The 11,857-nt window shown below is 64.6% G+C and carries 9 protein-coding genes; all 9 read right to left on the bottom strand.

Going from position 1 to position 11,857, the window contains the following annotated elements; translation table 11 throughout:
• Positions 1 to 338: 338 nt before the first annotated feature.
• On the bottom strand, positions 339 to 1,283 hold the full coding sequence (locus tag ACWDKQ_RS33200) for a beta-ketoacyl-ACP synthase III (RefSeq protein ID WP_450142718.1): 945 nt from the start codon (positions 1,281 to 1,283) through the stop codon (positions 339 to 341).
• Positions 1,284 to 1,624: 341 nt separating this feature from the next.
• Positions 1,625 to 2,680 (bottom strand): NAD(P)-dependent alcohol dehydrogenase, encoded by a 1,056-nt coding sequence (locus ACWDKQ_RS33195; RefSeq protein ID WP_450142717.1) that lies wholly within the window; start codon positions 2,678 to 2,680, stop codon positions 1,625 to 1,627.
• Positions 2,681 to 2,698: 18 nt separating this feature from the next.
• Positions 2,699 to 3,961, bottom strand: coding sequence for a cytochrome P450 (locus ACWDKQ_RS33190; RefSeq protein ID WP_450142716.1), 1,263 nt, complete (start codon positions 3,959 to 3,961; stop codon positions 2,699 to 2,701).
• A 9-nt stretch (positions 3,962 to 3,970) separates the two neighbouring features.
• A complete protein-coding gene (locus tag ACWDKQ_RS33185; protein ID WP_450142715.1) occupies positions 3,971 to 4,654 on the bottom strand; it encodes a thioesterase II family protein in 684 nt (227 codons plus the stop codon).
• 152 nt (positions 4,655 to 4,806) lie between these two features.
• The gene (locus tag ACWDKQ_RS33180) at positions 4,807 to 6,651 is read right to left on the bottom strand and encodes a non-ribosomal peptide synthetase (RefSeq protein ID WP_450142714.1); all 1,845 of its coding nucleotides are present in this window, start codon (positions 6,649 to 6,651) and stop codon (positions 4,807 to 4,809) included.
• Between the two features lie 1,242 nt (positions 6,652 to 7,893).
• On the bottom strand, positions 7,894 to 8,130 hold the full coding sequence (locus ACWDKQ_RS33175; RefSeq protein WP_450142713.1) for a hypothetical protein: 237 nt from the start codon (positions 8,128 to 8,130) through the stop codon (positions 7,894 to 7,896).
• Positions 8,131 to 8,176: 46 nt separating this feature from the next.
• Positions 8,177 to 8,602, bottom strand: coding sequence for an SsgA family sporulation/cell division regulator (locus tag ACWDKQ_RS33170; protein WP_450142712.1), 426 nt, complete (start codon positions 8,600 to 8,602; stop codon positions 8,177 to 8,179).
• Between the two features lie 512 nt (positions 8,603 to 9,114).
• Complete coding sequence (locus ACWDKQ_RS33165; protein ID WP_450142711.1) at positions 9,115 to 10,077, bottom strand: hypothetical protein; 963 nt, start codon at positions 10,075 to 10,077, stop codon at positions 9,115 to 9,117.
• A 267-nt stretch (positions 10,078 to 10,344) separates the two neighbouring features.
• Positions 10,345 to 11,619 carry an MFS transporter gene (locus tag ACWDKQ_RS33160; RefSeq protein ID WP_450142710.1) on the bottom strand — a complete coding sequence of 425 codons (1,275 nt, stop codon included), beginning with the start codon at positions 11,617 to 11,619 and terminating at the stop codon, positions 10,345 to 10,347.
• Positions 11,620 to 11,857 lie beyond the last annotated feature (238 nt).

Genomic DNA, 11,857 nt, shown 5'->3' with positions numbered 1-11,857 from the left:
TGCCGCTCGTACCTGAGGCAGGAGCCCAGTGCGGGAATTCCGCACGCTGGGATCTGTGCGGGGGGCCGCCCGTAAGGGCGGTCCCTACCGCGACCACGGCCGTCATATCTTATGGTGCACAATGGGATGTCGAGGTCAATGTCGGCAAACTCCCTACTTACAAGGGATTTCATGTGTTACCCCGCCGATGGTTAGTGACGCGCACCCTGGGCTGGCTGATGCAACTCCGCCGACTCGTGCGCGACTACGAGGCCGAGCCCCGGCGTTCACGCACGATGGCCTTCCGCGCGGCTTTCGGTCGGCTCGTCCTCCCTGAGTCCTGCTGGCAAGTACCTGTGTCACGGGCAGGAAATGACCTGTCCTGCCCAGGACAGGCCTCCGCCGAACGCGAACAGCAGCACCGGGGCGCCTGCCGGGATCTCCCGACGTTCGACCAGCTTGGCCAGGGCGAGCGGAACCGAGGCGGCGGAGGTGTTGCCGGATTCGACAACGTCGCGCGCCACTACGGCTTGCGGCGCGTCCAGTTGGCGCACCAAGGCATCGATGATCCGCAGGTTCGCCTGGTGCGTGACGATCCCCGCCAGTTCCGACGGGGCAACGCCGGCTCGCTCGCACGCCTGCAGGGCAAGCGGCGCCAAGGTCGTCGTAGCCCAGCGGAAGACGACTTGGCCCTTTTGCGCGAAGGAGGGCCGCCAGGCGTCGACGAGCTGTACCGCGTCACCCTGGGTGGGATCTGAGCCCCACACGACCGGGCCGATGCCCAGCGTCTCGCTCGTCGCGCTCACGACGGCCGCGCCCGCGCCGTCTCCGAGGAGCACACAGGTCGAACGATCCGTCCAATCCGTGACGTCGGTCATCTTCTCCGCGCCGACCACCAGGGCATGACGAGCCGCTCCCGCTCGTACGGAGTGATCCGCAGCGGACAGCGCTGTCGTGAAACCTGCGCACCCGTTGTTGAGGTCGTACGTCACTGCCGCGGGAATGCCCAGCCGCCTGGCGACCTGCGCTGCGGTCGAGGGGAGTCGGTCGATGGCCGTGCAGGTCGCGACGATGACAGCATCGATATGTGCGGGGTCCAATCCTGCGGCGCAGAGGGCTTTGCCGCCCGCTTCGGCAGCCAGGTCGGTGACCGACTCATCGGTCGCGATGTGACGGGTGGCGATGCCTGTGCGCTGCAGGATCCAATCGTCGCTGGTCTCGACGATCTCGGCCAGGTCTTCGTTGGTGAGGACCCGCGCTGGCTGGTAGTGGCCTAGCCCGGTGATTCGTGTCCCGCGTGTCATGTCGCCATCCTCCTGCGTTGTGCTCGGCGACGGACAGTACGGCCCCATACGAAATCGACGGCGGTCTTCTGTGAACTGTCCTGCCGCGCAGCGAAGATTGACCTGTTATGGTGCGCGGAACCTCTACCCAGCTGGTACTGCATCGACCCATCTGGCGCGTAGGATTCGTCTGCTCACGCGCATCGCGTTCGGATTCCACTCCGCCCGCCCACGCCCTCATCGGCTCGGCCAAGCTCGCCTTCTGTGGATACCCACCAACCCTCCCCGGACGAGCATGACACCCACGGACACGTCAGTAGAGCCCGATTTTCGACTTTCCCCGAGTACTACGGAACCCAGGTTCAGGAGGTCGCTCCAATGGTCGCGGCGTCGATGACAAACCGGTACCGCACGTCGCTGTTCTCCACGCGCTCAAAGGCGGCATTGACCTGATCCGCGGAGATCCTCTCGATCTCTGCGCCGATGCCGTGCTCGGCGCAGAAGTCCAGCATCTCCTGGACCTCGGCGATGCCGCCGACCAGTGAGCCGGCGAGAATCCTGTTCCCGTCGATCAGCGCGGTAGGGCTGTAGGACGACGATGTCGCTGGTAAGCCGACGTTGACCATCGCGCCGCCGATGCGCAGCGTCTCCAGATAGGAGTCCAACGGCAAGTCCGCTGAGACTGTGTTGAGAATGATGTCGAAGCGCCTGCGCAATCGGTCGAATGTCGATGGGTCTCCGGTGTCGTAGAAGTGGCTCGCGCCTAGCTCGAATGCACTTTCCCGTTTCGTTCGACTCTGGCTGAGCACGGTCACGTCAGCGCCCATCGCGGCTGCAAGCCTGACACCCAGGTGGCCCAGCCCACCGAGGCCGACGACGGCGACTCTCTTGCCTGGTCCGGCACCCCACTGCCGAAGCGGTGAGTACGAGGTGATCCCGGCGCAAAGCAACGGAGCGGCGACGTCCAACTCGATGCCGTCGGGAATCCGGCAGACGAAGGCGTCCTTCACCACGATGTGCCTGCTGTAGCCGCCATGACTCGGCTCGCCGTCGTAGCCGATGCTGTTGTAGGTCGTGACGTGACCCTTGAGGCAGAACTGCTCGGTGCCGGCGAGACAGTATTCGCACTCCCCGCACGAGTCGACCATGTATCCGACACCGACCCGGTCGCCGACCTCGAACTTCGTCACCTCCGAACCGATGGCGGCGACAACGCCGGCGACCTCGTGCCCGGGGACCAGCGGAAAGATCGCCTCCCCCCATTCCCCCTTCGAGGTGTGGATGTCGCTGTGGCAAATCCCGGTGAAGATGATGTCAATCAGCACGTCATGTGCGCGCAGGTCGCGTCGTTCGATCGTGGTGGGGACGAGCTGCGCGCCAGGAGTCGGCGCGACGATGGCAGGTGTTTTCGTGCTCACGGCGGGCCTCCATAGCGATTAGCGGGACTTTTTTGGATCTGCTGGGGGGCATGTCTGGACGGTCAGGTTCTCCGTGCGGCGCTGGCAGACCTTGGTCGCGGCATCCAGCCGAACGGGCAGTGAGCGCAGACCATTGACCACGATGGATTCGAGCCGTTCGGCGGGCCCGTCGGGGGAGACCCGCCGCACTTGACTGGTCAGCTCCCGCAGCACCGCGCGGATCTCCAGCTTCGCGAGCTGCACGCCGATGCAGTAGTGCGGTCCGGTACCCAGCGCCAAGTGGTGATTCGGCGACCTGGTCACGTCGAAGGTGTCCGGGGCGGCGAACTCGGCCGGATCGCGATTGGCCGCGGTCAGCCACAACACAACGCGGTCGCCGGCCGAGATTCGCCGTCCACCGATCTCCACGTCCCGCTGGGCGGTCCGTACGAGGTGGGTGGCGCTGGACGTCCAGCGCAGGATTTCATCGACAGCCGTGGGTATCACGCGGTCGAAATCGTCTCGCAGCAACGCCCACTGTTCGGGCCGCTCCAGCAGCGCCTGCATTCCACCGGACATCGCCAGCCGGACGTTCTCGGTGCCCCCGACCAGCAAGTTGTCGCAGTTGAGCACCACCTCATCCAGCGGCAACTGGGTGTCCTCGAACTCCGCGGTGGCTAGGACGCTGACCAGGTCATTGCCGGGCCGAGAGCGTCTCTTCTCAGCCAGGCCGCTGAAGTAATCGAGGATCTCGAGGTGGGCGATGCTGCGCTCGCTCGCCGTGCCGGCGCAGAAGGCGTCCATCGACCACTCGGTGAGCTCCGCCCGATCCGCGGCCGGGACGTCCAACAGCGTCCACATCACTTCCAGGGGCAGCTTCGCTGCGATGTCCACGACGAAGTCGACGTGGGATTTCGCCACGGCGTCGGTCACAATGGCGTGTGCTGCGGACTGCACTGCAGCCGTCAAAGTGCGCAGGGAGCGCGGCGAAAACCAGTCGGCCACCGCCGCACGCAGGGCCGTATGCCGCGGGGCATCGGACAACGCGAGAGTCTTGCCGCTCCCAGGGTCGTGGCCCTGAGACAACGGCCGAAGCAGGGTACCGGACGATGAGGTGAAGGTGTCCGGATCGCGCAGGCATTCCTTGACTGCCGTGAAGCTGGTCACCGACCAGAACTCGCCGAAAATCCCCGCGTCATGCCACAGCACGGGCTCGTTCTCCCGCATCCGCCGCCACAGGTCGAACGGATTGCCGGAACGGTAGGTCGTCCCGTCGACGAGTCGGCTCAAGTCGTGTCCCACGAACCCTCCTCAATCCTGTGTCGCTAGCAATGCACGGGACAGGGCAGCGCGGATGAGCGTCGTCGGTGGCTCAGCGCGGAGGTAGAAGTGGTTCCCGGGCACCGTGTGGGCATGGAGGTTCGAGCTGGTGTGCGCTGCCCAGCCAAGGAGACCGTCACGGATTCCGGGAATGTCCTCGGCGCCGACGATGCCGAAGATTTCGCTGTCGATCTCCTTGCCCGTGTACTCCCGATAGTTGGATACGAGCCGGAGGTCGGATTTGACACGGTCGAGGATGATGTCGAGTAGTTCCGGTTCTTGGCGAATCTCTGGGCTAAGCGGCTCGAACTGGGTGAGGTACTCGAGCACGTCCGCGGTCTTCTCGTACGGCACCGGTGGTCGGAGAGCGGGCGCCGCAGCGGAGGAGACCACGATGGCAGGGACGCCGCGGCCCGCTGCTTGCAGCCGATGGGCCACCTCCAAGGCGACGTAAGAACCCATGCTGTGTCCGAAGAACAAGTCGTATTCCCGTTCACAATGCAGGATTTCCTCGGCCACCGTGTCGGCGAGCTCGATCAGGCTGGCCGCAGCCGGATCACTGATGCGCTCTTCCCGACCGGGGTACTGCACCGCGTGGACGGCCACCGAAGACAGCAGCGCCTGCCACGAGCGGAAGAACGATGCACAGCCAGCGGCATGCGGAAAGCAAAGCATCGCCTGCTTGCCGGCTGGTGCCGGATCTTCGCCGGTTGATAACTGGAACGATCGGACGGATCTGGTTAACTGCAAAGTTCACCCCCACTTTGTCGCAGAGAGGGGCACCCGTGACCAGATAAGTGGAGGCATGGATGCCCCTCGCCTCGTTCTCACCTGTTGTCGTTCGTTAGGAGGCCGGAGAGGAGGTCGGCCTGCTGCGTGATCGTGGGGCTCCGGTAGAGTTCGCCGACTGGTACTCGCTTTCCGGCGATTTCGGAGAGCGCCCGGGACAGCTTGAGGACCGACATGGAGTTGCCGCCGAGGTCGAAGAAACTCAAGCGGTGCTCCGGCTCCCGGACCGAGACACCAAGAACTCTCTCCCAAGCCTGGGCGATGTCGGATGCCAAGCCGTCTTCCTGCCGCGGAGCAGGTACGGGCACTGATCGGGCCGACGCGAGCAGTGCCGATCGGTCGATCTTGTCGCGGGCCGTCCTCGGCAGCGAGGCGACGAAAACCACGCGGTCGGGGACATAGCTGCTGCCGAGGGCCGCCTCGACGGTGTTGCGGACCGAAGCCTCGTCGAAGCTCGCTTCCGGATTGAGGACGATGAACGCGTACGACAGGGCGGACCAGCCGTCGTACGCCAGCGCTACCGCCTGGACCTCCGGGCAGGCCGCCAACGCGAGTTCAATGTTGTCGAGATTGACCCGGACGCCGCGGATCTTAACCTGGTTGTCGAGACGACCGAGGAATTCGAGTTCGCCATCTGCGGTCCAGCGGCCGAGGTCACCGGTGAGGTATGCGCACCGAGTCGCCCCTGACACCGAGGTGAGATCGACGAACCTCTTGCGCGTTTCGACGGCATCACCGATGTAGCCGTTGCTCACTCCTGGGCCGGAGATGGCGATCTGGCCCACGTGGCCTGCGGGAACTTCTGCCAGTTCTTCATCCACGAGCACAACCCGCGTTCCGGGAATTGGGACACCGATGTTCGAAGGGCCGGGTGCGTCATAACGTTTGTAGGTCGACCAGACAGTGCACTCCGTCGGGCCGTATTCGTTGAATAGGGAAACACCACCGAGTGTTGCGAAATGCTGGTTCAGGACATCAGGCTGAAGTGTTTCGCCTGCGCAAATCGCCACGCGCAAGCTGCCGACAGCTTCGGTGTGCCCGATGGCATGCAGCACTTCCGCGTAGAAGCTCGGCACTGTAAGGAGGTGCGTGATCCGGTGGCGGACGATCAGCCTGTGGACCGCTTGCGGGTCCCGCCGCTCGTCTTCACGCGCGATCACGAGCGTGCCGCCGGCTGCCAACGTGCTCCAGATTCCTGCGACGGACGAGTCGAAGAAGAATGGAGAAAGCAGCAGGAAACGTGGCGCACCGAATTCGTGATATACGGCCAGCCGTGCCTGGTTCGAACTCGCCAGGTTTCGCTGGGAAACGGAAACGCCTTTCGGCCTCCCAGCGCTGCCCGAGGTGTAGAGGACGTATGCCTCGTCGTCCAGGGGCAGGTCGCCAAGCCCGCTGTTGCCCACGGCGGCGTCGGCATAGCCGCCCGTGGCAGCGAGTTCGTTCGTGCGGGGATCGACTGTTAGCCGGGCATCCGCGGAGGTGATCGCATTTCGCGTCACGTGTTCCGGTGCCGCTGGGTCGAGGAACACGAACGAGCGCCTGGAAAGATGGGCAGCGAGTAAATACGCCGGTACTGCGACACTGCGATGTGCCAGAATCCCCACCCGACGCGAATCGAAATCGATCTTTCCCCATTCGCCGCGAATGCGTTGGGTGAGGGAAAGGAGCTCATCGTAGGTGATGCTGACGTCTCCGCAGATCACCGCAGTGTGGTCCGCATGTTTCATCGCTACCGACGCGATGGTGTCGCAAACCCGTACCGTTGGCTCGGGCAATGGCGCCCCGAGTCCTTCGGTCCAGCTGTCGGTGTATTGATCTCGTTTCCGTTGGATCGCTTGGTATTGCGGGCAAGTTCGGCTAGAACTGGCTGCGTCCACAGACATGGTACGAATCCTCCGCTCCGGTCCATGGCAGCGAACAAAGCTTGCTGCCTCGCCGACGCTTGACGCCTTCTGGCAAGGCCGTCCCGCGCAATCCCCGGCAGCAGCGTGAGACAGATGATCAAGTCTCCACGAAAGTCGGGACGGTCCAGGTCTTGTTTAAAAAACCGGGCGTTGTCGTCGAGCTAAGCTTTGCAGTATCTGGCCCCGTTTTGGGCAAAGCTGCCCGTCTGCGCCTGGCGATACTGCAAGTACGGGCAAGGGGTGCGCGTTTTGGGTCCCTTGTCCACTTCGGACGGGCATGCGCGGGCCCGGCATACGGGTCGCAGGGGTGACCGGGACCGAAAGCCCCGGAGGTTGTGGGCCCCGGCCGGTACCGCAAACACCATCACCGCCAGCACCGCACCACGGCGGGGAGCGGGTGGTGGTCACCGGGGATGCCGCGCATGCCCGGCACCCGACCGCCGCTCATCTGGCGTGTGAGAGCGGCGGTGACTACGCGCCCACGGTCAAAGGGAACCAGCCCACCTTGCTCACCCAGATCACCGCCGCGCTGCCGGACGCCGCGAACCGGACACCACACCGAAACCGCCCGCGGCAAGTGCAAGATCGTGCGACGCTCGATCTGGATAGCGCTGGCCCTCGGCGTCGACTTTCCCGGTGCCGCACAGGTATTCCGTATCCAACGCGATACCTTTGACCACAAGGGAACGGGCTGTCCAAAGAGATCGTGGATGGCGTGACAAGCCTGACTACCGAACAAGCCGGCACATCGCCGCCGACCGGACCCGAATCGTTCCACTCATAGCGGCTGCCACCAGCACAAACCGATTTTGACGTTCCCCTGGGTTTGATGGCAGGGGCCAGCCGACCAATGACATGTTCTGGCCGAACATTTCCCTCGTTCTCACCGGCACCGCCTTGAACTCGTGGAACTCCGATCCGCTTCACCACCGTAATCGGGCCCGGGCGGATCACCTTCGCCGAGATCAGGCATTCATACGCCAGCCGGAACAGCAACGTCGGCGAGTCATGCTCCATCGCCCATATCAGGAACTCATCCAGCTCGTTCAACTCAAACGACCCCGCCGGTCGCCACCCCAGTACCGCGCCACCAGCCGCAAATGATCCGTCCGCGTCTTCGCCCGACGCCCATACGAACGAATCACATCCCGCAGAACCCTGGAATCCGCAGCGAAACGGGGGCGCATCCACAGCGGACGCACCCCCGTACCACGCACCTGATCAGTACCTCGGCTGCACCCACAGCAGGTACCGGCCGTTGTGCAGGTTCTCGCAGCGCCAGCCGACCCAGCGGTGCTGCGGGAAGCCCGCATTGCCCGCTTTGGCGCAGGCCGAGCTTGACGGGTAGACCCCGGCCGGAACGAACGTGGCTGCGGACGCCACACCCTGAGTGGCGGCGATACCACCGGCGAGCCCCAGCGTGAGCAGGGCGGTCGCGGCCAGCTTTCGAGTCATCATCATTGCGCTCCATTCGCATCGAGACGGCTTCGGGAGAGCTGGGCCATTACAGGTTGTGCGAGAGCAGCAGGCTCAGCGTCTCGTCGACGTTCATCCACCGGTGTTCGTCGCCGGGTGCGACTGCGTCGTAGGTGTCGTTCAGGAAGTCCGCAAGCTGATCGGCGTTCACTTCGAAGGTGGCCTGGCCCGACGGCGCGCTCAACGCGATCATGACCAACCCCGAAGAGTCCAGGCGGGGGCGGATGCGCACGTCGCCTTCGCCTGCCTCGGCGACCAGCCCGTCGGCCAGCAGGTCGCGGGCGATCACCCAATCCACCTCACCAGCTTTGCCGGCGTTGAACTTCATGCCGACCTCGTACGGGTTGCGGCTGTCGTACCGCAGTTCCACGCCGACCGGCGCGATCACTCCCGCCGGGGCTACCAGGTTGAAGACCATGGTGGCGAGCACCGTGCCGTGATCGTTTGCCATCATGTCCGCACTCCCAAGCATTGGCTTCGCTTCCGAGATACCAGCATGCTCAACCCGGGTTCATGCCTTCTTCACGATGTCTTCATGACCCTGGTGGCAATCCACCCCCGGATTCCGGCGAGGAAACTTCACTCGCACTTAACCCACGGGACTTGAGGTGTCCCGGTAGCAGGCGGCGCGCGTTCAGCACGGATCTCTCCCGAGCCGTCATCGAGCAGTTCGAGGAGTCGATCATGGAGGGCGCAGCGGGTGGGGCGCGTGCCCGAACGTTCCTCCCACGTCGTCGACCACCCGTTGGCCGGGTCGGTGATGAAGCGGCAGAACGCCCGCACTGCTTCGGCATATGACTGGATCGTCGAGTGCTTCAGATCCCGCAGCGACCAAAGCGGTGCGTGGCAGGCCGTGCAAGGCCGCCTCGACTCCGGCATGGCACCAATGCACGCCCGCGGTCCGCCCGGAAGCCAGGCACTGGCCGGTGGCGCGGTGCGCGCCGCCCCACCGGCCGGTCCCGGTTGTCAGCCCGCCGTGAAGTTAGGCAGGTCGGCGGTACGGGCCCAGTGCAGGTTCTTGATGACGTTGCGGGCGTTTGGGTACTTGGTCGCCCCGGACTCGTAGAGCAGCCATGTCGTGCCGTTGTAGTCGGCGATGCCCTCCGACATGCTTGGCGCCTGGAAGCACTTGGCGGAGCGGTCGTTTATGTTCCGGCCATGGGCGACCACGTAGATGTTGCTGGGGTTCTTCCGGCCGTGTGACGTGCTGTAGACGAAGTGCGTGGGCGTGATCATCACGCCCTGCGTCTTGTCGGGCGTTGCGTAGGCCGCAGTCTGTTTGAGCTTCCCGTCCTTGTTCACCTCGTAGACGTACATCCGGTCTTTCTCGAAATGGCCCGTGTACAGCTCATCGCCGTAGCCGGTGAGGAACGACGCCCCTTTGACCTTCTGGGCCGGACCGTTCGGCGCGAGCGACTGCCTGCCCGGGGTCTTGAACTTCGCCGCGAGGTCCGTGGTCTTGTACTTGTTCATGGACTTGTTGTCGCCCGGTACGAACACCCAGCCATTGACGACCGCGATGCCCCCGGCGTGCTTGCTCTTGATGTCGACTGGTCCGAGGACTCTGCTTGTGCCCGCCTCGATCCCGTAGATGCGCCCCGTATAATCGCGCACCTCGGGATGAGTTGTGTACATGCTGATCAGCATCAGGTCGTTGCCGGCACCGTCCCAGTCCTCCCAAATGCCCAGGCCCTGGGGGATGTAACCCTCGGGCAGACCGGGTATCAGGTTGGCCTGTTTGAACTTGCTGTCGTAGACCGTTCCGGCAGAAGGGCCGTGGTAGGTGGTTTTGCCTCCCGCGCCGCTGCTGTTGCACGTGATCGCGGCCGCCCCCTGCCCGACCGCGGTGGCCGGGGCGGTCGGCACCGCGGTCAGCGCGAGAGAGGCGCCGATCAGGGCGGTGGTGGTTCTGCGGACAAGTGATCTCATCCACGTCCTCCAGACGTCTTCGTTGAGCCAGAGAACTTCGCGAACCAGCCAATGATCGGGCGCGCGGAACCGACGCGACGGGGATCGCGGCCAAAGCACTGGAAATTCACAGATTACTTGCTGCCGATCGGTGGTTTTTCCTACCCCGTTCCGGTTATGCGCGGCATTTTCCGCACCCGATTCGGTGCTGAACCGCCCCACCAACGTTGGTGATCCTGGCGGCGTACTCGATAGCCTGGCCCCGCCGGTCGTAGACGATGTCGTGGGTCATGCTCGTGCCCTGTCGCCCGAGAGAGCCGACTCCTCATTCGCCGGAGCCGGGCTGGCCGGTTTTGGTGTGGTGACATGCCGGGGCAGCAGGAACGGCGTGCCGAGGAGCAGAACCCCGGCCAGAGCAATAGCTGCGCGCGGGCCGGTGAGTTGTGCCAGGAGACCCCACAACACGGTGATCACGGCGATGCTGGTGCTGGTGCTGATCGACCAGGCGGTGAGCACCCGGGCGTGGCGGTCGGTATCGGTGTTGTTCAACCGGTAGGCGGCGAAGACGGGGTTGAAGATGCTCGCGCAGGTGATCAGCCCGAGTTGGGTGGCCATCACGATCACAAGCCCGGCCAGGCCTGGCTGGATGAAGGTGAGCCCAAGGGGCCAGCAGGCACGTAGCGTACCGAAGACCCGCAGCACCGTGTGTTCACCGCAGTGAGAAGCGATGCGGCGGGCCAGTCGTGACCCGATCAGGCCACCGATACACGCAGCGGCGAACGCGAGCCCGTACTCCCAGACCGGGAACCGCAGGTGAGTGAGCATCAGCACCGACAAGAGCGGCTCCGTAGCCATGATCAGCCCGTTGACCAGCATGGTGTTGAGGAAAAACCGGCGCAGTGTGTGGTCGGTGAGGATATAGCGCCACCCCTCGACGATGTCGCTGCACCGACGCGTTGGGGTTTTTCTCGGCTTCGGGGGCTTTTCGGGTTTCCTGATCGCGATGATGCCCAGCGCCGAGAGGAGGTAGCTCACCGCATCGACGACAACGGTGGTCACTGGTCCCAGCAGCCCGATGGCGGCGCCACCCACGGGCGGTCCGATGATCGTGGCCGACCAAGTGGTGGACTCGAAACGACTGGTGGCCGGCAGAAGCCCGTCGGCGGGGATGATGGTCTTGAGGTAGGCGCCGCTGGCGGCCGTGAACGCGATCTTCGCTGCCGCTGTGACGATAGAGACCACCAAGAGCTGTGCGAAGGACAACGCGCCCAGGCAGTAGGCGAGCGGTATGGATGCCAACGCCGCGAAGCGGACCACGTCCATGGCGATCATGACTGGCCGTTTGGGGCGGAACTCCATCCATGGCCCGAGCGGGACCGCCAGCAGTGCTCCGATCGCGAGTCCGGACGATGACAGGGCCGCCACTTCTGCCGAGCTGGCGTTCAGCGCCGTGATGGCGACGATCGAGAACGCTCCGAACCCGACCCCGGTCCCATAGGAGCTAACCGCGTAGGCGGCCCACAACCACCGGAACGCCCGGCCCAGGCGCGGCCTCCGCCGCATCTTTGGCACTCGCTTCGCTCCGCTTCACCCGTCATGGACAACGCTCTGCTGTCAGCGGGATTGAAGCCGGTTCATGAACGCTGCCGCCAACAACGGATCGAGCGGCGTGTCACAACTCGTCGTTGTGGGAGTAGGTTCTGCCCCATGTTGCGTCCTGGAAGCTGGACCAGGCCAGCGGGTGAGAGTCCCGTCCGGGTAGGCACCGGAGCGCCCGGTAGCAGGCCCCAGTCTGTCGGGG

The organism is Saccharopolyspora sp. NPDC000995, assembly GCF_053599315.1.
The sequence above is the reverse complement of the archived record's forward strand: the minus strand, read 5'-3'. Positions and strand labels throughout refer to the sequence as shown.